The sequence below is a fragment of the Desulforhopalus vacuolatus genome (assembly GCF_016918505.1).
Taxonomy (GTDB): Bacteria; Desulfobacterota; Desulfobulbia; order Desulfobulbales; family Desulfocapsaceae; genus Desulforhopalus; species Desulforhopalus vacuolatus.
In genome coordinates this window covers 138,812-161,028 of the sequence record NZ_JAFFPZ010000003.1, presented here as the reverse complement: position 1 = coordinate 161,028, position 22,217 = coordinate 138,812, and the positions used below count along the sequence as shown (strand labels likewise).

Annotated in this window: 22 protein-coding genes and 1 tRNA gene; all 23 read left to right on the top strand. The window is 46.6% G+C overall.

Features of this window, described 5'->3' with window-relative positions:
- The first annotated feature begins 27 nt into the window (after positions 1–27).
- The 23 genes from tuf (JWG39_RS03395) to rpsC all read left to right on the top strand — a co-directional run bounded on the left by tuf (JWG39_RS03395) (position 28) and on the right by rpsC (position 22,203).
- Positions 28–1,218, top strand: coding sequence for an elongation factor Tu (tuf, locus tag JWG39_RS03395; RefSeq protein WP_205217955.1), 1,191 nt, complete (start codon positions 28–30; stop codon positions 1,216–1,218).
- Positions 1,219–1,289: 71 nt separating this feature from the next.
- A complete protein-coding gene (gene rpmG / locus JWG39_RS03390) occupies positions 1,290–1,439 on the top strand; it encodes a 50S ribosomal protein L33 (protein ID WP_205217954.1) in 150 nt (49 codons plus the stop codon).
- Between the two features lie 7 nt (positions 1,440–1,446).
- Positions 1,447–1,523: transfer RNA gene (locus JWG39_RS03385), tRNA-Trp, on the top strand.
- 60 nt (positions 1,524–1,583) lie between these two features.
- Entirely contained in the window at positions 1,584–1,823 is a 240-nt protein-coding gene (secE, locus tag JWG39_RS03380) for a preprotein translocase subunit SecE (RefSeq protein WP_205217953.1), read from the top strand.
- A gap of 61 nt (positions 1,824–1,884) precedes the next feature.
- Positions 1,885–2,412 (top strand): transcription termination/antitermination protein NusG, encoded by a 528-nt coding sequence (gene nusG / locus JWG39_RS03375; protein ID WP_205217952.1) that lies wholly within the window; start codon positions 1,885–1,887, stop codon positions 2,410–2,412.
- A 63-nt stretch (positions 2,413–2,475) separates the two neighbouring features.
- The gene (gene rplK / locus JWG39_RS03370) at positions 2,476–2,901 is read left to right on the top strand and encodes a 50S ribosomal protein L11 (protein ID WP_205217951.1); all 426 of its coding nucleotides are present in this window, start codon (positions 2,476–2,478) and stop codon (positions 2,899–2,901) included.
- Positions 2,902–2,957: 56 nt separating this feature from the next.
- Positions 2,958–3,665 (top strand): 50S ribosomal protein L1, encoded by a 708-nt coding sequence (gene rplA / locus JWG39_RS03365; RefSeq protein WP_205217950.1) that lies wholly within the window; start codon positions 2,958–2,960, stop codon positions 3,663–3,665.
- Positions 3,666–3,852: 187 nt separating this feature from the next.
- Positions 3,853–4,374, top strand: coding sequence for a 50S ribosomal protein L10 (rplJ, locus tag JWG39_RS03360; protein ID WP_205217949.1), 522 nt, complete (start codon positions 3,853–3,855; stop codon positions 4,372–4,374).
- A 67-nt stretch (positions 4,375–4,441) separates the two neighbouring features.
- Positions 4,442–4,819 carry a 50S ribosomal protein L7/L12 gene (gene rplL, locus JWG39_RS03355; RefSeq protein WP_205217948.1) on the top strand — a complete coding sequence of 126 codons (378 nt, stop codon included), beginning with the start codon at positions 4,442–4,444 and terminating at the stop codon, positions 4,817–4,819.
- Between the two features lie 532 nt (positions 4,820–5,351).
- The gene (gene rpoB, locus JWG39_RS03350; protein ID WP_205217947.1) at positions 5,352–9,434 is read left to right on the top strand and encodes a DNA-directed RNA polymerase subunit beta; all 4,083 of its coding nucleotides are present in this window, start codon (positions 5,352–5,354) and stop codon (positions 9,432–9,434) included.
- Positions 9,435–9,540: 106 nt separating this feature from the next.
- Positions 9,541–13,629 (top strand): DNA-directed RNA polymerase subunit beta', encoded by a 4,089-nt coding sequence (gene rpoC, locus JWG39_RS03345; protein WP_338032172.1) that lies wholly within the window; start codon positions 9,541–9,543, stop codon positions 13,627–13,629.
- Between the two features lie 140 nt (positions 13,630–13,769).
- A complete protein-coding gene (gene rpsL, locus JWG39_RS03340) occupies positions 13,770–14,141 on the top strand; it encodes a 30S ribosomal protein S12 (RefSeq protein ID WP_205217945.1) in 372 nt (123 codons plus the stop codon).
- Between the two features lie 28 nt (positions 14,142–14,169).
- Complete coding sequence (gene rpsG / locus JWG39_RS03335; RefSeq protein WP_205217944.1) at positions 14,170–14,643, top strand: 30S ribosomal protein S7; 474 nt, start codon at positions 14,170–14,172, stop codon at positions 14,641–14,643.
- 59 nt (positions 14,644–14,702) lie between these two features.
- Complete coding sequence (gene fusA, locus JWG39_RS03330; protein ID WP_205217943.1) at positions 14,703–16,781, top strand: elongation factor G; 2,079 nt, start codon at positions 14,703–14,705, stop codon at positions 16,779–16,781.
- Between the two features lie 22 nt (positions 16,782–16,803).
- Complete coding sequence (tuf, locus tag JWG39_RS03325; protein ID WP_205217942.1) at positions 16,804–17,994, top strand: elongation factor Tu; 1,191 nt, start codon at positions 16,804–16,806, stop codon at positions 17,992–17,994.
- A gap of 15 nt (positions 17,995–18,009) precedes the next feature.
- On the top strand, positions 18,010–18,321 hold the full coding sequence (gene rpsJ, locus JWG39_RS03320) for a 30S ribosomal protein S10 (RefSeq protein ID WP_205218009.1): 312 nt from the start codon (positions 18,010–18,012) through the stop codon (positions 18,319–18,321).
- A gap of 36 nt (positions 18,322–18,357) precedes the next feature.
- Entirely contained in the window at positions 18,358–18,987 is a 630-nt protein-coding gene (gene rplC / locus JWG39_RS03315) for a 50S ribosomal protein L3 (RefSeq protein ID WP_205217941.1), read from the top strand.
- A 32-nt stretch (positions 18,988–19,019) separates the two neighbouring features.
- Complete coding sequence (gene rplD, locus JWG39_RS03310) at positions 19,020–19,643, top strand: 50S ribosomal protein L4 (RefSeq protein ID WP_205217940.1); 624 nt, start codon at positions 19,020–19,022, stop codon at positions 19,641–19,643.
- Positions 19,640–19,927 (top strand): 50S ribosomal protein L23, encoded by a 288-nt coding sequence (gene rplW, locus JWG39_RS03305; RefSeq protein ID WP_205217939.1) that lies wholly within the window; start codon positions 19,640–19,642, stop codon positions 19,925–19,927. Before rplD ends, rplW begins: the two co-directional genes overlap by 4 nt.
- Positions 19,928–20,001: 74 nt before the next feature.
- Positions 20,002–20,823 carry a 50S ribosomal protein L2 gene (rplB, locus tag JWG39_RS03300; RefSeq protein WP_205217938.1) on the top strand — a complete coding sequence of 274 codons (822 nt, stop codon included), beginning with the start codon at positions 20,002–20,004 and terminating at the stop codon, positions 20,821–20,823.
- Positions 20,824–20,837: 14 nt separating this feature from the next.
- Entirely contained in the window at positions 20,838–21,113 is a 276-nt protein-coding gene (gene rpsS, locus JWG39_RS03295; RefSeq protein WP_205217937.1) for a 30S ribosomal protein S19, read from the top strand.
- Between the two features lie 47 nt (positions 21,114–21,160).
- Positions 21,161–21,493, top strand: a complete 333-nt coding sequence (gene rplV / locus JWG39_RS03290; protein WP_205217936.1) for a 50S ribosomal protein L22 — start codon at positions 21,161–21,163, stop codon at positions 21,491–21,493.
- A gap of 59 nt (positions 21,494–21,552) precedes the next feature.
- A complete protein-coding gene (gene rpsC, locus JWG39_RS03285; protein ID WP_205217935.1) occupies positions 21,553–22,203 on the top strand; it encodes a 30S ribosomal protein S3 in 651 nt (216 codons plus the stop codon).
- Positions 22,204–22,217 lie beyond the last annotated feature (14 nt).

The window sequence follows — 22,217 nt, the reverse complement described above, 5'->3', positions numbered from 1 at the left end:
CTTTTCAAAAAGCCTTAGGAGACAACAATGTCAAAGAAAAAATTTGAAAGGACAAAGCCGCATGTCAATGTAGGTACTATCGGGCATATTGACCACGGTAAGACCACCCTGACTGCTGCAATTACCGCTGTGCTGGCTACCAAAGGTCAGGCTGCGGCTACTGCTTTTGGCGATATCGACAAGGCACCGGAAGAGCGCGAGCGTGGTATCACCATTGCAACTGCCCACGTTGAGTATGAAACACCCAGTCGTCACTATGCACATGTGGATTGCCCGGGCCATGCCGACTATGTGAAAAACATGATCACTGGTGCCGCGCAGATGGATGGTGCTATCCTCGTTGTAGCTGCGACTGATGGCGCGATGCCTCAAACCCGTGAACACATCCTTCTCGCCCGTCAGGTAGGTGTTCCGGCAGTTGTCGTATTTCTTAATAAGTGCGACATGGTTGACGATGAGGAGCTGCTTGAACTCGTTGAGATGGAACTCCGTGAGCTTCTTGACAACTATGAATACCCCGGAGATGACATTCCGTTCATCAAAGGTTCTGCTTTGCAGGCACTTCAGAACCCGACAGATGAGGTAAAGACAAAATGTATCTGGGAACTCATGGATGCTATTGATACCTATATCCCTGAGCCGGTACGCGAAATTGACAAGCCGTTTATCATGCCGGTTGAGGATGTGTTCTCTATCTCCGGTCGTGGTACTGTCGCAACTGGTCGTGTCGAGCGCGGGATTATTCGCGTTGGCGATGATGTGGAAATCATTGGGATTCGTCCTACTCAGAAAACCACCTGTACCGGCGTCGAAATGTTTCGCAAACTCCTTGATGAAGGTCAGGCCGGTGATAATATCGGTGCGCTTCTTCGTGGTGTGAAACGTGAAGAGGTTGAGCGCGGTCAGGTCCTTGCTGCTCCGGGTACGATTAAACCTCACACCAAATTCAAATGCGAATGCTATATTCTCGGTAAAGAAGAAGGTGGTCGTCATACCCCATTTTTCAATGGCTACCGCCCGCAGTTTTACTTCCGAACAACTGACGTTACAGGTGTAGTTGAGCTTGCTGAAGGTGTTGAGATGGTAATGCCTGGTGATAATATCACTGCAGCGGTTGAACTCATTACCCCTATCGCCATGGATGTTGGACTTCGTTTTGCTATCCGTGAAGGTGGACGTACGGTTGGAGCTGGAGTTATCAGCGAGGTCATTGCTTAAGACTCTTTAGCATTAATAGAAGAGCACCCTGTCTGAATTGACAGGGTGTTTTTTCTGTATAGGAACCGGTTATGAGAGAGATTATTACACTTGCCTGTGAAACGTGTAAGCAGCGCAATTATACAACGACAAAAAATAAGAAAAGTACCCCTGGCAAGCTTGAATTGAAAAAGTATTGCCCTTTTTGCCGAACTCACACCCCACATAAAGAAACCAAATAAATAGTGCAGGCCAGTAACTCTAATTGGTAGAGTGCCGGACTCCAAATCCGGAAGTTGGGGGTTCGACTCCCTCCTGGCCTGCCATTTTGTGTCGAATGTGAGGATACGATTTATATCGGGAATCAGCAGGGAGTGCGTACGAGTATGGCTTCGAAAGGTAATAAGGCTGAAAACGTAAAAAAGACGATTCCATGGTTTGCTCCTTCGCAGATGAAAAAGTTTGCTGGCGAAGTTAAGGCAGAATCTCTGAAAATAGTATGGCCTAACTGGAAGACGACTCTTGGTTTAACCGGGATCGTCGTCGTTTTGTCTCTGGTCATATCAATTTATCTCGGTTCTGTGGATCTGCTCCTTGGACGTATTATCTCGTCTATCTTACGATAAGCTGACCGGCCCCCCCGCGTGTTGGTCTTTCAGGGGATTAATCTTTTATAAAGAGAAATATATGGCCAGGCAATGGTATATCATACAAGTCCATTCCAGCTTTGAAGAGAAGGTTAAAATTGCCCTCGAGAAGCAGATTAAAAAAGAGAATCAGGAGGAGTCCTTCGGCGAAATACTTGTTCCTACTGAACAGGTTGTCGAGATGGTGAAGGGTGTCAGGAAAACTTCTTCAAGAAGGTTCTTCCCTGGATATATGCTGGTCAGCATGGACCTTAACGATGCTACATGGCACACTATTCATTTGAATCATGTTGTGGGGTTTGTCGGAGATGATCAGAACCCTGTTCCACTGTCAGATGATGAGGCCGGTAAAATAATAGGACGCATTCAGGCTGGCTCAGAAAGACCTCGCCCCAAAGTAATGTTTGATATCGGTCAGGTCGTTCGAGTTATTGATGGGCCGTTTGCCAATTTTCAGGGTGCTGTTGATGCAGTATTTCCTGAGAAGGGCCGGGTGCGGGTCATGGTATCTATTTTCGGCAGGGAGACACCTGTTGAACTTGAGTTTGTCCAGGTGGCAAGCACATAATCTTTTATCAAGGCAGTGTTGGGTTTGCATCCGGCCTGCCATAAGTTTGTTTGGAGTAGAGCAATGGCTAAAAAAGAAATGGCGTACATTAAGTTGCAGATTCCTGCAGGGAAAGCCAATCCTTCTCCGCCTGTCGGTCCGGCACTTGGACAGCATGGCGTCAACATTATGGAATTCTGCAAGGCTTTCAATGCAAAGACACAATCTCTTGGTGATACAATCGTTCCGGTTGTAATTACCGTATATCAGGATCGTTCCTTCAGCTATATTACCAAGACGCCTCCTGCATCTGTATTGCTTCTCAAGGCTGTCGGCTTGCAAAAGGGCTCTAGTAACCCCAAAATTGATCGTGTCGCAGAACTGGGACGTGATAAAATTCGTGAAATTGCTGAGATAAAAATGCCCGATTTAAATGCGTATGATATCGAAAGTGCCATGAAAATTGTCGAAGGGACTGCTCGTTCTGCTGGAATCACTGTCGTCGACTGATTTAAAATTTTACTGCTGTCCGGACAAGATCCGGAAGAAGCAGGAGGCGAAGAACAATGCCGAAGCATGGAAAACAATTTAGAAATAAGCTGGAAAATATTGATCGTTCAAGTCAATACCGGATGGAAGAGGGGATTGCTCTTGTAATGAAGTCTTCTTATGCAAAATTTGATGAGACCTTTGATGTGGCAGTGAGACTTGGAGTTGATCCACGTCAGGCGGATCAAATGCTTCGCTCTTCAGTTTCTCTTCCCCATGGGAATGGGAAAGCCACTCGGGTTCTTGTTTTTGCGAAAGGACCAAAAGAAGAAGAGGCGAAAGAAGCCGGTGCCGATTATGTCGGTGGAGAAGATCTGGTTGAGAAGATTAAAGGCGGATGGCTTGAATTTGATAAGACTGTCGCTACTCCTGATATGATGGGGGTTGTTGGGAAGATTGGTCGTGTTCTTGGACCGAGAAATCTGATGCCGAATGCCAAGCTTGGGACTGTTACCATGGACGTTGGTACCATTGTCAAGGAAATCAAAGCTGGTAAGGTTGATTTCCGCGTTGACAAGGCTGGTATTGTCCATGCCGGCATTGGTAAAATCAGCTTTGGAGCAGAGAAACTTACTGAAAATCTCACTGCCTTTGTTGCCAAATTGATTCAGATGAAACCTTCCAGCAGCAAAGGTATTTATTTGCGCTCTATAACCATCTCTTCCACCATGAGCCCTGGGGTCAAGCTGGACCAGCTGGATGTTCGCTCCATGATAAAGAATTAATTAACGTAGAATTTCTTTTATCCCAACAGATACAAGAATATTTGGAACTGTAGTCGAAGACAGCAGGTACTTTAAGTTTAATCGTCGTATGGCGACCTGCCGAGACATTGGATTTGTGGAATTCTTTCCGCTGTGTCATGTAACTGCTGTTTCGAAAACCATTAATTTCAACTTAAGGAGGATTACTTTGAATCGTGATGAAAAAGTGGCGATTGTTTCCGCGTTGAGCGACTCGTTCAATCGAGCGAAGCTTACCGTTGTCGCTGATTATTGTGGTTTGAAAGTCTCTGAATTTCAACAGGTTCGTGTTGACCTGAAGAAATGTGATTCAGAGATTCGTGTGGCAAAAAATACTCTCCTGAAAAGAGCAGTTGAAGGTACAGACCTGGCGGGCATGGGTGATGCATTCACTGGTACTACCGCTGTCGTTACGGGTTATTCCGATCCGGTCGGGCCAGCTAAGGCGTTGGCTCAATTTGCGGATAAACACGACAAGTTTGTAATTCGTTCTGTTGCTCTTGATGGTCAAAGCATCCCCATTGAAGATCTGGTTGCACTGTCTAAACTCCCTTCCCGGGAAGTTATGCTTGGTCAACTTGTCTCGACATGGAACAATGTTCCTACTGGACTTGTTCGAGTCCTGAGTGGGGTGCCGCGTAATTTTGTCTATGCCTTACGGGCAATTCAGGAGCAGAAGGAAGCCGCTTGATTGTTTTTTTGAATGAGTGGCAAACTAATACAATACACCGTAAAACGATATAAAAGAGGGCAATATCATGGCTGTAACTAAGGAAGAAGTAATTGATTTTATCGCGGGAATGTCTGTTCTTGAACTCTCTGAACTTATCAAAGAATTCGAAGAAAAATTTGGTGTTTCTGCTGCTGCACCCGTTGCCGTTGCTGCTGCTGGTGCTGGAGATGGTGCTGCTGCTGTCGAAGCTCAAACAGAGTTTGACGTATTCCTGGCTGAAGTTGGCGGCGAAAAAATCAAAGTTATTAAAGAGGTTCGTGGTATTACCGGCCTCGGTTTGAAAGAAGCCAAAGCACTTGTTGAAAGTGCACCCGCTTCGTTGAAAGCAGGTGTCACAAAAGAAGAAGCTGAAGAGATCAAAGGAAAACTTGAAGCTGTAGGTGCCAAGGCTGAAATAAAGTAATTGCTCAAAGGTTGTTCTCTTTGACAACCCTGCCAACTTTGAAGACACGCTGCGGGGCTATGCTCCGTGGCGTGTTAATGTTTGTACAGGATTGTAGACAGAAACCTTTTTCCGAACTTAACTGTGCGGAATCAAATAGAAATTCCTTCCCGTTGCGCCATTAATTTCCCCTCTGAAAATGGCGCAATGGTTCCAAAAGGGAGAATCGAGGCGCCAGCCCGAATATGAAAGAGCTTTTGGAAGTGGATAAAGGAAAAATGAGCGGAAGTAATATACGGGGTGACTGGCCTCGTGATTAAGCCGAGGTGCATACGTGCGCCCCGGCATATTGTCGTTTGTGACTGCAATTTCAACGTGTTGTTCAGCAGCACTTCCAACCACGAACAGACATAGATTACTCCCCCGAAGATATATCGCAAGTTGAAAATACTCATTGGCAACAATATTCAGTCAGAAAAGGTCTGTATGGCCTGTTGAGGCTGTGTTTGTGATCTTTGATATATACATAAACCAGGCAATTCCGAGGAACAATATGGAAATAGTACGTAAGAACTTTGCCAAAGCAGATACTTTGCTTGAGCCACCGCATCTTATCTCCATGCAGAGAATCTCCTATGAGAAGTTTCTGCAGATGGAAGTGGGTCCCGATGACAGGGAAGAGGCTGGTCTGCAGGGGATTCTGAATGATGTATTCCCCATTAATGATTTTAATGGAAAGTGTTCGCTGGAATTCGTCAGATACACTTTTGGTGAGCCTAAGTATACAGTTCAGGAATGCCTGCAGCGTGGAATGAGCTATGATATTCCACTGAAGATTGTTGTACGTCTTATAACCTTTGATGTAGATGAAGAAACTGGAGTTCAATCAATCCGGGACATTAAAGAACAGGAAGTCTTTCTTGGTTCTCTGCCGTTAATGAGTGGCGAGGGTGTCTTTATTGTCAACGGCACGGAGCGGGTTATCGTGTCGCAACTCCAGCGTTCTCCGGGACTCTTTTATACACATGACAACGGGAAAAGTCATGCCAGTGGAAAGCTTCTCTACTCGGCACGAATCATCCCTGTGCGCGGGTCGTGGATCGACCTTGAATTTGATATCAAAGATGTTCTGCATGTTCGCATTGACCGTCGACGGAAGTTCCCGGTTACGACTCTCTTAAAAGCGATGGGGTATACGGCCGAAGAACTGCTCGAAAAGTTCTATGCCATTCGTACAGTCCTTGACAAGGAAGAGGCTGGCTACGCTATCAGTTTCGATGTGGAGCTTATCAAAGACCAGCGTCTTGAAGCTGACCTTATCAATCCAAAAGACGGTGAGCTTCTCGCAAAAAGGAATAAGAAGGTCTCCCGCGCCCTCTGCAAGAAGATTGTGGCTGCCGGAATCCACTCTATCACTATTGGACCTGAGCGTCTTGCGGGGATGATGCTGGCCAAAGGAGTCATTAATCCTAAAGATGGAGAACTCCTTGTACCCTGTAATACCGAGATAACGGAGACTCTTCTCGAAAGTTTTAAAGAGCTGGGGATTAAAGAGTTTCAGGTTCTTCATATTGACGGGGTTCAACATTCTGACTCTTTCAGTAAAACTCTTGCTCTTGACAAAGCAGCAACAAAGGACGCAGCACTTATTGAGATTTATCGCCGTCTGCGCCCTTCAACACCTCCAACCCCGGAGATTGCTGAAAATTTTTTCAACAATCTCTTTTTCAACATGGATACCTACGATCTTTCCATTGTTGGTCGATATAAGATTAACGCAAAACTCGGAATTGACGTAGATATTGAGAACCGGGCACTCACAAAAGATGATATCCTGCTCGCTGTGCGCCATCTTGTAACAATCAAGGATACCCAGGGCAAGATTGATGATATTGATCATCTTGGTAACCGTCGTGTACGTACTGTTGGAGAACTTGTCCAAAATCAGTATCGTACCGGACTGGTTCGCATGGAGCGCGCTATCAAAGAGCGCATGAACAATCAGGACGTTGAGACTCTCATGCCTCATGATCTGGTCAATCCCAAACCGATCACAGCTGCTATCAAAGAGTTCTTTGGTACGAGCCAGCTGTCTCAGTTTATGGACCAGACAAATCCTCTTTCCGAGGTTACTCATAAAAGACGCCTTTCAGCTCTCGGCCCCGGTGGTCTCTCCCGCGAACGTGCAGGCTTTGAAGTTCGTGACGTCCATCCCACTCACTACGGACGAATCTGTCCTATTGAAACTCCTGAGGGACCGAACATCGGGCTCATTGTTTCGCTTGCAATTTATGCCACCGTTAATCCGTATGGTTTTATTGAGACACCTTATCGTGTGGTCAAGGATAAAATTGCACTCGACGAAGTGAAGTATCTCAGTGCCCTGCAGGAACGCAAGCAATTCATCGCTCCTGCGTTGACACCCCTTGATGCAAATAAGTGCATTGTTCCAGATACACTCATTGTTCGTGAAGAAGGAGAGGTATCTGCAACTACTGCTGACAATGTCACCTACCTCGATATTGCGCCGAATCAAATGATTTCTGTTGCTGCATCACTTGTTCCTTTTCTGGAAAATGATGATGCCAACCGTGCATTGATGGGCGCGAACATGCAACGTCAGGCTGTTCCTCTTCTGGTTACAAAAGCTCCTTTTGTCGGGACCGGAATGGAACGGAGTGTGGCTCATGACTCTGGTGCATGCCTTTTGAGTGCCAGCTCAGGTGTTGTGGAAGAATCAGACGCCAGTCGTATTGTGGTTCGTTATGATGAGCCGGGAACTGATGGATACGAGACAGGTGTGGCTGTATATCGACTTGAAAAATATAAAAAGTCAAACCAGAATACCTGTTTCACCCAGCATCCTATTGTTACTCCGGGAACCCGGGTCAAAAAAGGGGATGTTCTTGCCGATGGACCCTCCTGTGAGGCCGGCGAGATGGCTATCGGTAAAAATATTACCATCGCCTTCATGCCATGGCGTGGATACAACTACGAGGACTCTATTCTGGTAAACGAACGTCTGCTCAAACAGGACGCGTTTACCTCTGTCCATATTGAGGTCTTCGAAACCATGGCTCGGGATACCAAGCTTGGCAAAGAAGAGATTACCCGCGATATTCCCAATGTCAGCGAAGAGACTCTTCGTAATCTTGATGACTCTGGAATTGTTCGCATTGGAGCTGAGATTAATGCCGGTGATACACTTGTCGGCAAGGTTACTCCAAAAGGGGAGACTGTTTTGTCTCCAGAGGAAAAGTTGCTTCGGGCAATTTTTGGGGAAAAGGCACAGGATGTCAAGGATTCCTCACTGCGGGTCCCCCCCGGAGTTACAGGAGTTGTTATCGATGCGAAGGTCTTCTCCCGCAAGGGTGTAGATAAAGATGAACGCTCTCTCTTGATTGAAGATCTTGAGATTGATCGTCTTGACCAGGATAAAAAGGATGAGATTCACAGTCTGAAAAAGGGTGTGTGCAGTGAGATCGGTTCCATTCTTGCGGGGCATACTGCCAAGATGGATCTGAAGTCACCGAATGGAGATGTTGTTGTTGCTCTTGGCAAGAAAATAAAGAGTGATGATGCCCTGAAAATTGGATTTGCGGCATTACGTGACGTGGAATTCTCAGAAAAAATCAGCTGTATTGACCAGATTGACGATATTTATGGGCGCTATGAAAAACAGGCCGGACTGATTACCTCCCGCTATGATGGTATTATTGAGCGCATGAAGAAAGGGGATGATCTGCCTCCTGGTGTCGTCAAAATGGTGAAGGTCTACGTTGCTACCAAACGGAAACTCTCTGTTGGTGACAAAATGGCTGGTCGTCACGGAAACAAGGGGGTCGTTTCAAGAATTCTTCCTGAAGAGGACATGCCGTTTTTTGAAGATGGGCGGACCGTTGATATTGTCCTCAATCCGCTTGGTGTTCCTTCACGGATGAATATTGGTCAGGTGCTTGAGGTCCATCTCGGGTTTGCGGCGAAAAAGCTCGGTGAAAAACTTGAGCTCCTGGCTCGCGAGGCTGCAGTGGGTGAGATTCGTGCAATGCTCGGAAAAATTTATTCCGAGAACGAAATTGAAAGAATCACCTCGGGCAAAAGTGACGAAGAACTCATCGAATGGGCCCGTGCACACGCTGAAGGTATTCATGTGGCAACACCTGTCTTTGACGGTGCTCCGGAAGAGTCTATTCGAGAACTGCTTACCCTTGCAGGCCTCGACGACGTCGGCCAGGTACAGCTTTATGATGGCCTTACCGGGTTGCCATTTGCAAACAAGGTTACCGTTGGTGTCATGTATATGCTTAAACTTCATCACCTTGTTGACAATAAAATTCATGCACGGTCCACTGGTCCCTACTCCCTTGTCACTCAGCAACCGCTCGGTGGTAAAGCGCAATTCGGTGGACAGCGTCTCGGTGAGATGGAGGTTTGGGCGATGGAGGCGTATGGCGCGGCCTATACCCTGAAGGAATTTCTTACCGTCAAGTCTGATGATGTGGAAGGGCGTACAGCAATGTACGAACGTATTGTCAATGGGAAAAACTTTTTGACTACCGGTTTACCCGAGTCTTTTAACGTTCTTATAAAAGAGCTTCAGGCTCTCTGCCTGGATCTGGAACTCATCGAAGAATGAACGTAATTTTGCTGTAACGTATCCGGCTTCGTAAGGGGCCGGAAGGTTTCGACTTTATCCCGGATGAATGCAAATCGGGTATCATATATTAAGTAGAGGTGATTTCGTGGAAGAGTTATTCAATTTTTTTCAAAAACCGAAAGCTTCCCTAAAATTCAACGCCGTTAAAATTTCTCTTGCATCACCTGAGAAAATACTGGATTGGTCTCACGGCGAAGTAAAGAAACCGGAGACGATTAACTACAGGACCTTCAAGCCGGAACGCGATGGCCTGTTCTGCGCCAAGATCTTCGGGCCGGTTAAAGACTTCGAATGCAACTGCGGCAAGTACAAGCGGATGAAACACCGTGGAGTTGTCTGTGAAAAGTGCGGGGTTGAAGTTATCCAGTCGAAGGTACGTCGTGAACGTCTCGGTCATATTGCTCTCGCAGCTCCGGTTGCGCACATTTGGTTTTTGAAAAGTCTTCCCTCAAAGATTGGTGCAGTTCTCGACATGACGCTTAAACAACTCGAGAAAATTCTCTACTTTGAGCAGTATGCAGTAGTTGAATCAGAAACGGAGGATCTCAAACCAGGTGAAACTCTGACTGAGGACAAATATCGCGAAGCACTTGATGCCTATCCTGGAAAGTTTCGTGTTGGTATTGGTGCGGAGGCTATTCGTGAGCTGCTTGCGTCCCAGGACCTTGAATCCCTCTCTGTGCAGTTGCGTGAAGAGATGTCTGCGACCAACAGTCAGACCAAACGGCAGAAGCTGGGCAAGCGCCTCTTTACCATTGAAGCATTTCGTGATTCGGGGAACCTCCCGGAATGGATGATTTTGACCGTTATCCCGGTTTTGCCTCCTGACCTTCGCCCACTGGTACCTTTGGAAGGTGGCCGTTTTGCGACCTCTGATTTGAACGATCTCTACCGGCGGGTTATTAATCGAAATAATCGTTTGAAGAGACTGCTCGAGCTTGATGCACCGGATATCATTATCCGAAACGAAAAACGGATGCTGCAGGAGGCTGTAGATGTTCTCTTTGATAATGGCCGCCGCGGTCGTGTTATTACTGGAGGAAACCAGCGTCCTCTGAAATCTCTTTCTGACATGCTCAAAGGGAAGCAGGGGAGGTTCCGGCAGAATCTTCTTGGTAAGCGGGTTGACTATTCCGGGCGTTCAGTAATTACTGTTGGTCCTCAACTTCGTCTGCATCAATGTGGCATTCCCAAGAAAATGGCTCTCGAGCTTTTCAAGCCGTTTATCTATAACAAGCTTGAAAGTAAGGGACTTGCTTCAACGATCAAATCTGCTCGAAAAATGGTAGAGAGGGAAGAAAAAGAAGTCTGGGACCTTCTTGATGAGGTTGTGACTGAATATCCGGTTATTCTCAACCGTGCGCCTACTCTGCACAGGCTCGGCATGCAGGCTTTCGAGGCGGTATTGATTGAAGGCAAGGCAATCCAGCTGCATCCGCTGGTCTGTACTGCATTTAATGCCGACTTCGATGGTGACCAGATGGCTGTGCATGTGCCGCTTTCTGTTGAGGCACAGGTCGAAGCCCGGGTCCTGATGATGTCCACGAATAATATTCTTTCTCCGGCAAATGGGGAACCAATTATTATTCCGTCGCAGGATATGGTTCTTGGCCTCTATTACATGACCCGTGAGCGGTTGAATGTTCAGGGCGAAGGCAAAATGTTCAGCTCTGTTGATGAGGCTATTATTGCCTATGACTATGGAGAAGTTGACCTCCAGGCTAAAGTCCAGGTCCGCATGGAAGTTGAGACCGACGACGAAGAAGGCAATGTTGTCAGAAAGGTTGAGATGGTTGATACGACCATGGGACGGATTGTTGTCGGGCAGTTGCTGCCAAAGTCCGTTCGCTTTCAGGAAATCAACAAAGTACTGACGAAAAAGGCGCTGGCCAAACTTATTGATCACGTCTACCGTCATGCCGGGACCAAGGATACTGTTATTCTTGCAGACCGCTTGAAGGACACCGGCTACGAATATGCAACTCGCGCCGGGATCTCCATTTGTGTCAGTGATATGAAGATTCCTGATGCGAAAGAGAAGCTGGTTGGTAATGCAGAGAAAGAGGTCGCGGCCATTGAACAGCAGTATGCCGATGGTCTCATAACCTCAGGTGAGAAGTATAACAAAGTTGTTGACTGCTGGTCCCGTGCGTCGGAAGACGTGGCCAACGCCATGATGAATGAAATCAAACTGGAAATTGTGACTGATAAAGACGGGAATAAGGTGGAAACACCAAGTTTTAATTCCATTTTTATCATGGCTGATTCCGGTGCCCGGGGTTCTCGTGACCAGATTCGTCAGCTTGCGGGAATGCGTGGCCTCATGGCCAAACCGAGTGGTGAAATTATTGAGATTCCCATCAAGGCAAATTTCCGTGAAGGCCTCGGAGTGCTGGAGTATTTTACTTCTACTCACGGTGCACGGAAAGGACTCGCTGATACTGCGTTGAAAACGGCGAACTCAGGATATCTTACCCGTCGCCTGGTTGATGTTGCCCAGGAGTCTACCATTGTCATGGAAGACTGCAAAACCCTGGATGGCATGGTTGCTGAACCTTTGATGGACGGAGGAGAAATAATCGTTCCCCTTGGAGACCGTATTCTCGGGCGGGTTGCCCTTGAAGATGTTGTCGACCCCTATGACGAAAGTCTGATACTTGTCAAAGCTGGTGAAGAAATTGATGAAGAGAAGGTCAAACTGATAGAAGAAAAGGGTATTGACAGGGTAGAGATTCGTTCTGCTCTCAGCTGTCGGGCCCGACGGGGAGTCTGTGCTGCCTGTTACGGACGTGATCTGGGACGGGGCCACATGGTGAATATCGGTGAGGCTGTCGGCGTTATTGCCGCCCAGTCAATCGGTGAGCCGGGAACACAGTTGACCATGCGGACTTTCCACGTAGGTGGTGCCGCGAATCGTTCTGTTGAACAGGCTGAGATTAAAACTAATCTTGGTGGAACCGTTGCACTTTCCAACCTGCATACGGTTACCAACTCTGAAGGAATTGAGATCGTCATGAATCGCAGTGCTGTTGTCACCATCAAAGATGACAAGGGCCGTGATCGTGAGCGTTTCAAAATCAATTATGGTGCACAGCTCAATGTCAAAGAGGGACAGCAGGTAGAACGAGACACGGTTCTTGCAGACTGGGATGCCTATACTTTCCCTATTGTTGCAGAGGTTGGTGGTGTTATTAAATACGGAGATATCATCGAAGGTGTTACCATGCAGGAAAAGGTTGACATCGTTACGGGGCGAGCCTCTCTTGTCATTATTCAAACGCAGGCAGGAGCGCAGTTAAACCCTCGTATCTCTGTAAAAGATGAGAAAAAGAAGACAAAGAAACTGGAGGATAGTGATTTTTACGCTCGCTACAGTTTGCCGGTAGGGTCTATTATCTCGGTAAATGAGGGTGATGAAATTCTCCCTGGTACCGTGGTTGGAAAAATTCCTCGTGAGACCAGTAAAAATAAGGATATCACCGGTGGTTTGCCAAGGGTTGCGGAACTCTTCGAAGTTCGTAAACCGAAAGATCCTGCAACAATCACGCAAATTGATGGTCGGGTGAGTTTTGGTAAAGAGCTTAAGGGGAAAAGACGGGTCGTTGTTACCCCTGAACTTGGGGAACCACAGGAATATCTGGTGCTCAAGTCAAAACATATTATCGTTCATGAAGGTGACTATGTTCAGGCAGGAGAACCTTTGATGGAAGGAACTATCATTCCAAATGATATTCTTTCCGTCCTGGGGGTAAAGGAACTTGCGAAGTTTCTCGTGAACGAAATCCAGGAAGTATACAGGTTGCAGGGTGTTAAAATAAATGACAAGCATATTGAAGTCATTGTTCGCCAGATGCTGAAGCGGGTTATGATCGTACAGACCGGAGATTCCAAATTTATGATCGGTGAGGCTGTCGAAATGTGGAAATTTGAAGAAGAACGTGATCTTCTGCTGGCAGAAGGGAAAAAACCGGCTGTAGCAGAGCCTCTTCTTCTCGGGGTGACCAAGGCGTCACTTTCGACAGAAAGTTTTATTTCTGCAGCATCGTTTCAGGAAACGACAAAAGTTTTGACAAATGCAGCAGTAGCCGGACGTATTGACAGACTTGTCGGACTTAAGGAAAACGTAATAATGGGACGGCTTATATCTGCCGGAACAGGCTTGTCCGGGAATTAACGGAGGCTTTCAGGAAAAAAAGTGGGGGAATTTATTCCTTGACAAGGCTTTGATATCGGGGTAAATTCCCTCACTTTCGTGTTTATCGACTGAGGCAGAGATTCAGGGTGCCTCTCAATAGAATTAAAAGGTCGCAACAGATGCCAACAATTAACCAGCTCGTCAGGAAGGGTCGGAAAAAGTCTGTGAAAAAGACCAATACACCGGCCCTTAAAGGGTCGCCTCAAAAACGGGGCGTTTGTGTAAGGGTCTATACAACTACACCGAAGAAACCTAACTCTGCTTTACGGAAAGTAGCAAGGGTCCGTCTCACTAATGGGATAGAAGTTACCTCCTACATCCCCGGGATAGGTCATAATCTCCAGGAACACTCTGTCGTAATGATACGTGGCGGTCGTGTAAAAGACCTTCCTGGTGTTCGTTATCATGTAATTCGTGGAACACTTGACACTCTTGGTGTGGCTGATCGTCGTAAGGGTCGGTCCAAGTATGGAACCAAGAAACCGTCCTGATTACTATCCAACCGGAAAGAGGATATAGATGTCTAGAAGAAGAGCAGCAGAAAGACGGCCGATTGAGCCGGATCCACGGTACAACAGCCTTTTGGTAACCAAGTTCACTAACGGAATCATGGAGCGGGGCAAGAAAAGTCTGGCTCAGCGAATCTTTTATGATGCTATGGATCTCGTTGATGGAAGGGTAAAAGACGAAGAACCTCTGGTTGTTTTTGAAGAGGCTATGGAAAAAGTTCGCCCACGGGTTGAGGTGAAGTCGCGTCGTGTAGGCGGGGCAACGTATCAAGTACCGATGGAAGTACGGCAGACTCGCCGAAATGCTTTGGCAATTCGGTGGATCATCAACTTTGCACGTTCCCGGTCCGGCAAGTCCATGTCCGAGAAATTGGCAGCTGAACTTGTTGATGCGTATAACAACCGCGGAGCTGCAGTGAAGAAACGGGATGATACCCACCGTATGGCAGAAGCAAACAAGGCGTTTGCACACTATCGCTGGTAAGTGTGGTCTTGGTGATCTCGGGCTGGCGGTAGAAAACTTCATTTGTAAAGGAGAGTTTTATGGCAGCCCGGAGCACTCTTGCTGATGTTCGTAACATCGGTATTATGGCGCATATTGACGCTGGTAAAACGACGACGACAGAGCGCATCCTTTATTATACGGGGCGCTCATACAAAATTGGAGAGGTTCACGATGGCGCAGCTGTCATGGACTGGATGGAACAGGAGCAGGAGAGGGGAATTACGATCACCTCGGCAGCAACAACCTGCTTCTGGAATGATAAAAAAATTAACATCATAGACACTCCTGGTCACGTCGATTTCACTGTTGAAGTCGAAAGATGTTTGAGGGTTCTTGATGGTGCTGTTGCAGTTTTTGACGCAGTTGCAGGTGTTGAACCTCAGTCTGAGACGGTTTGGCATCAGGCTAATAAGTATCACATCCCCCGTATCTGTTTTGTGAATAAAATGGATCGTGTGGGTGCTGATTATGCCCGATGCATAAGCATGATGGAAAAGCGCCTGGGTGCAAACCCTCTCCCTGTTCAGATCCCTGCGGGGCGGGAAGCAGATTTTGCTGGTGTTATTGATCTTATTGAGCAAAAGCTGGTGTTGTTCAGTGAAGAAAATCTTGGCCAGGATGTTGTGAAAACAGACATCCCGGCTGAGTATCTTGATACATTCACGGCCGCACGTATGAATCTTCTCGAGAAGTTGGCCGACTTCGATGAGGAGATCATGGAAAAATACTTAAATGATATTGAAATATCATCAAAAGAAATTCACCGTGCCATTCGTACGGCAACATTGAAGCTTGAACTGGTTCCAGTATTTTGCGGGAGCGCATTTAAAAACAAAGGCGTGCAGCCTCTTCTTGATGGCGTCGTTGCGTATCTTCCTTCCCCTCTTGAGGCGGGGATTGTGAAGGGGCTTGGGGCTGATGGAGAAGAGATTGTAAGGAAACCTGATGCCAGGGAGCCTTTTTCCGGTCTTGTTTTTAAGCTGATGTTTGATCCTTTTGTTGAAAACCTCGCTTTCTTGCGGGTTTATTCTGGAAAAGTGTCAATCGGCGACAAAGTGTATAACCCGGTGAAGAGGAAGCAGGAGAAAATCTCCAAGATTATGCGGCTTCACGCCAATAAGAGAGAAGAGGTCTCGGAGGTAGAGGCCGGTGACATCGTTGCTCTGGTGGGGCTTAAATTTACGACTACTGGAGATACTCTTTGCGGTAAGGGTGACAACATTGTCCTCGAAAGCATGGATTTTCCGGAACCTGTGATCGGTGTAGCTATTGAGCCTTCCAGCAAGGCTGAAGAAAAAAATCTTGAGGATGCACTCTCTAAAATTGCTCTTGAAGATCCTTCTTTTACGGTTGCAACAGATGGAGATACTGGTCAGACGATCATAAGAGGGATGGGGGAACTTCATCTCGATATTATAGTCGACAGATTGATTCATGAGTTTAAAGTTGCTGCACGGGTTGGTACTCCGCAGGTTGCATATAAAGAGACTGTTTCAATCTTGAGTCGAGCCGAAGGGCGTTTCGAACAACCGGCTGGAGGCAGGAATCAGTACGGGCACGTAGTCCTTGAGCTTGAACCTCTTGAACGGGACAAGGGTATCGAATTTGTCAATAAGGTCAGTGAGGATACCATCCCTTCAGCGTATCTTAATGCGATCAAAAAGGGTATCATCGATACTCTGGATTCCGGCCCGCTTGTTGGATATCCATTGACGGATATCCGGGTACAACTGGTCGGTGGTTCCTATCATGAAGAAGATTCCACGGAGATGGCCTTCGGTGTCGCAGCTGCTGTCGCTGTACGAAAAGGTGCAGCAGAGGCACAGCCTGTTTTGCTTGAGCCCGTGATGAGTCTGGAAGTAACAACTCCGGAAGATTATGTTGGGGATGTTATTGCCGACGTTAACATGAAAAGAGGAAAGGTCGTTGGGGTTGATTCTCTGGGGGTTGTGCAGGTTGTTCGAGCTGAAGCCCCACTCTCTGAATTGTTTGGCTACTCAACTTCTCTGAGATCCCGTACACAGGGACGGGCTAATTTCTCAATGCAGTTTAAACATTATGACGTGGTTCCTGCCCAGAAGGCAGAGAAAATTATTAAAAAGATTAGAGGGATTTAGTTCTCGGAGTTTTTGGTTCGTTATGTCAAAGAAAAAATTTGAAAGAACAAAACCGCATGTCAATGTGGGCACTATCGGGCATATTGACCACGGTAAAACTACACTGACTGCTGCAATCACCGCTGTCCTTGCTACAAGAGGTCAGGCGGATTCCACTGCTTTCGGCGATATCGACAAAGCTCCTGAGGAGCGTGAACGCGGTATTACTATTGCAACTGCTCATGTTGAGTATGAGACGCTCAATCGTCACTATGCTCACGTGGATTGTCCCGGCCATGCTGACTATGTAAAGAATATGATTACCGGTGCTGCACAGATGGACGGAGCCATTCTTGTCGTGGCTGCAACCGATGGTGCAATGCCTCAAACCCGAGAGCATATACTTCTTGCCCGTCAGGTTGGTGTTCCTGCAATCGTCGTATTTCTCAATAAATGTGATATGGTGGACGACGAAGAGTTGCTTGAACTTGTAGAAATGGAACTTCGTGAACTCCTTGATAACTACGAGTACCCTGGAGATGATATTCCTTTTATAAAAGGATCTGCACTGCAGGCTCTCGAAAATCCGGCTGATGAGGTAAAGGCAAAATGTATCTGGGATCTCATGGATGCTGTAGACGCCTATATTCCTGAACCGCAACGAGAAATTGACAAACCATTTATCATGCCGGTTGAAGACGTGTTTTCTATCTCCGGTCGTGGTACAGTTGCCACCGGTCGTGTTGAACGTGGCATAATCCACGTTGGCGACGAAATTGAGATTGTTGGTATTCGTGATACCCAGAAAACCACCTGCACCGGCGTCGAGATGTTTCGTAAGCTTCTTGATGAGGGGCGGGCTGGTGATAATATCGGGGCACTCCTTCGCGGGGTGAAACGTGAAGAAGTGGAGCGTGGCCAGGTTTTGGCTGCTCCCGGTACGATTACTCCTCATACAAATTTTAAGTGTGAGTGTTATATCCTTGGCAAAGAAGAAGGTGGTCGTCATACTCCATTCTTCAACGGTTACCGTCCGCAGTTTTACTTTCGAACGACTGATGTAACCGGAGTAGTTAAACTTGCTGAAGGTGTCGAAATGGTTATGCCCGGTGACAATATTGCCGCTGAGGTAGAGCTTATTACTCCCATCGCTATGGACGTTGGCCTCCGTTTCGCTATTCGCGAAGGTGGACGTACCGTTGGCGCCGGGGTCATTAGTGAAATTATTGCGTGAAAAAGGTGTGTGATGATACCTACTGAAAAAATTCGAATTCGTTTAAAAGCGTACGATCACAAACTTCTTGATCAATCAACATCTGAAATTGTTGATACTGCAAGAAGAACAGGTTCTGCGGTGGCTGGTCCCATTCCGCTTCCGACTTCAATTAACAAATTTTGTGTCTTACGTTCTCCCCACGTTAACAAGAAGTCTCGTGAGCAGTTTGAAATGAGGACTCATCGACGTCTCCTTGATATCCTTGAGCCGACTCAGCAGACTATTGATTTGTTGATGAAGCTTGAACTGAGTCCCGGGGTTGATGTTGAGATCAAACTGCCCTGATGGCAGTTAATATAAATTGAAGCTTTAGGTAATATTATGCCAAAGACAATGGGTGTATTGGGTAGGAAGGTCGGCATGACCCGCATTTACACCGAGGTCGGGGAGGCTGTCCCGGTTACGGTTGTGCAAGCAGGTCCCTGTAAAGTATTACAGGTCAAGACCAGAGGAAAGGATGGTTATAACGCTATCCAGGTTGGGTTTGCAGAAAAGAAAGCCCAGCGTATTAATAAAGCCTTGACCGGACATTTTAAAAAGTCGGATTCAGAAGGGTTCTATTTTATACGAGAATTTCGCGTTGATGGTGATTCAGATTATAAAGTGGGACAGGTTATCTCTCTGGATGAGGTTCTTAAAGCTGGCGATACGGTTGATATTCAAGGTACTGGTAAGGGTAAAGGATTTCAAGGTGTTATCAAACGCTATGGTTTTGCAGGTGGTGGGTCAGGACATGGCTCCATGTTCCATCGCGCTCCAGGTTCAATCGGATGCAGTGCCTGGCCAGCCAGGGTTGTTAAGGGGAAGAAACTCCCTGGCCGCATGGGTGGAGATACCGTATTGCGGAAGAATGTAGAGATTGTTGCAGTTCGGGCTGATGAGAATGTTGTCCTTTTTAAAGGACCTCTGCCAGGTGCGCAAAACGGTCTGCTTAAAATATTCACTAAGTGATATCAGGCAGTGTAAGGTTCGAGGAGATAGTTATGTCAACTGTAAATATAGTAAATACCAGCAACGAGAATGTCGGTGAGATTGAGCTGAATGACGCCGTCTTTAATCGTGAGGTAAAAATCCACATTTTGCATGAAGTGGTGCGAAAACAACGTGCTGCAAAGCGCTCAGGGAATGCCTGCACCAAGACTCGGATAGAGGTTCGTGGTGGAGGACGTAAACCCTGGAGACAAAAAGGGACGGGCAGGGCTCGGGCTGGGAGCAACACATCTCCAGTATGGAGAGGTGGTGGTGTCGCATTCGGACCAAAACCTCGGAGTTATGATTTTAAAGTTAATCGTAAAGTTCGGCAACAGGCCGTTGCAATGGCTTTGAGTGCCCGCCTTCAGGAAGGAAATCTTATTGTTCTGGATGACTTCCAGATGTCTCAGGTTAAAACAAAAGACTTTGTCGGAATTATGTCGGGTCTGGAAATTCAAAATGGCCTCATCATTATGGACGAAGGTACTGACAACCTTCAGAAGTCTTCTCGTAATGTCCATGGCTATAAAGTTATGTCCAGCGAAGGATTAAACGTCTACGATATTCTTTTGCACAAGAAGCTCATTCTGGTGAAACCAGTTATTGAAAATATTGAGAAGAGGGTACTTGCATGAAAAATATTTATGAGGTACTTCAGGGGCCCTGTCTCACTGAGAAAGCATCAATTTTGCAGGAAGTCACCGGAAAAGTAACTTTTAAAGTAAATCCTGACGCCAACAAGATTGAAGTCAAAAGGGCAGTGGAAAAGATGTTTGATGTGAAGGTGAAGAACGTTCACACCGTTTCAGTGCCGGGTAAAGAAAAAAGGACAGGAAAGGCTATCGGTTCTACACGAAAGTGGAAAAAAGCCTATGTTACCCTGGCTGAAGGGACAATTGATTTTACCAGTGAACTGTAGGTCGTTACTGGGAGAATCTTCGCTGAAGAAATCATAATCTATCACATTCATAATGATGGAGCGATTGGGAAATCATGGCTATTAAAGTATACAAACCAACATCTGCAGGGAAGCGGCAACATGTCTCTGCCCGCAGCTCGGAACTTTCCGCTCAAGGACCAGAGAAGAGTCTTGTCTGCAGCTTGAATCGCAGTGGCGGTCGTAATAATTACGGACGGATGACATCACGTCATATCGGTGGCGGACATAAAAGAAGATACCGAATCATTGATTTTAAACGAAACAAGGTTGATATTACGGCAAAAGTAATCTCAATCGAGTATGATCCAAACCGATCGGGTAATATTGCGCTGCTCTGTTATGCTGATGGTGAAAAGAATTACATTCTTTCTCCTGACGGAGTTTCAGTCGGGGACAATATTGTCGCCGGTAACAGTGTGGACATCAAGCCTGGGAATTGCCTGCCTCTCGTGAGCATCCCGCTTGGTACAGTTATTCATAATATTGAGATGAAGATCGGGAAAGGTGCGCAGATGGTGCGCAGTGCCGGAACCTCAGCTCAATTGATGGCGAAGGAAGGGGCGTATGTTCTTGTTCGCCTTCCCTCTGGTGAAGTTCGCAAGTTCAACAATCTCTGTCGTGCCTGTATTGGGCAGGTCGGTAATCGTGAACACGAAAGCCAAAAACTTGGTAAAGCTGGTCGTAATCGCTGGAAAGGGCGTCGCCCCCATGTTCGTGGTGTTGCCATGAACCCTGTTGATCACCCGATGGGTGGTGGTGAAGGTCGCAGTTCTGGTGGACGTCATCCCTGTACACCCTGGGGTGTCCCAACAAAAGGCTACAAAACGAGGACGAATAAGTCTTCAAATAAAATGATTGTCAAGAAAAGATCGTAAGCGGAGGGGTAGCTATGTCACGTTCGATTAAAAAAGGTCCTTTCATTGATGACCATCTTCAAAAGAAAATAGATATCGCCAATGATAGTGGATCCCGTAAAGTAATTAAAACCTGGTCTCGTCGTTCAGATATCAGCCCGGAAATGGTTGGGTTGACTTTTGCTGTACATAATGGCAGAAAGTTTATTCCGGTGTTCGTTTCTGAAAATATGGTAGGTCATAAACTCGGTGAGTTTTCTCCAACGAGAACGTTTTATGGACACACATCCGATAAAAAAGGAATCAAGTAAGATGTTAACAGGGCTTTCTACTATGGCCCATCGGGAGTAAAAAACAAATGGAAGCAACTGCAGTTGGAAAGCATATCAGGATATCTCCACAGAAGGCGCGGCTGGTTGCTGATGTCGTCAGAGGTCTGGGCGTGGATGAGGCAATTACCACTCTTCGGTTTATGCCAAAAAAAGGTGCAGCTATAATCCAGAAGGTTGTTGAGTCAGCGGTAGCTAATGCTACGCAGAATGCCGCAGCTGATGTAGATAATCTTTACATTAAGAAAATCTGTATTGATGATGGCCCGTCCCTCAAGAGGATTCGTCCCCGTGCACAGGGAAGGGCTACGGGAATCATTAAAAGAACAAGTCATATTACCGTTATTCTTGATGAAAATTGATTTTGTTTGCTCTCTAGAATAATACACTTATAGTAACTGATGAATCGTTGGAGGTTATTTTGGGCCAGAAGGTTAATCCAATCGGACTTAGATTGAACATTACCCGTACTTGGGGTTCAATCTGGTATGCGGACAAAGAGTATTCTTCATATCTGGTTGAAGATCAGAAAATAAAAAAATATCTTAAAAAGCGTCTCCAGCATGCTGGTCTTGCAAGTATTGTTATTGAGCGGACCGGAGAACAGGTGCGGCTGAAGTTATCTACCGCCCGCCCTGGGATTGTGATCGGTAAAAAGGGTTCTGAGATAGAGCTTCTTAAAGTTGATCTGGAGAAACTTATATCAAGAAAAGTCTCTATAGATATTCAGGAAGTAAGACGTCCTGAAGCTGATGCACAGCTTGTAGCTGAAAATATTGCGCAACAGCTTGCAAGACGGGTCGCATTCAGAAGAGCGATGAAAAAGGCTGTTACTTCAGCGCTTCGGTTTGGGGTCCAGGGGATTAAGATTTCCTGTTCCGGCCGACTTGGTGGCGCCGAGATGTCCCGTTGCGAATGGGTTCGCGAAGGGCGTGTGCCTCTTCACACTTTGAGAGCTGATATAGACTATGCACTTGCCGAGGCAAATACCACGTACGGTATTATCGGCGTGAAGGTCTGGATATTTAAAGGCGAAGTCTTGAAAGAAGGTGAGGTTACCGCAACTCATTAAGCGGTTACTTGTTT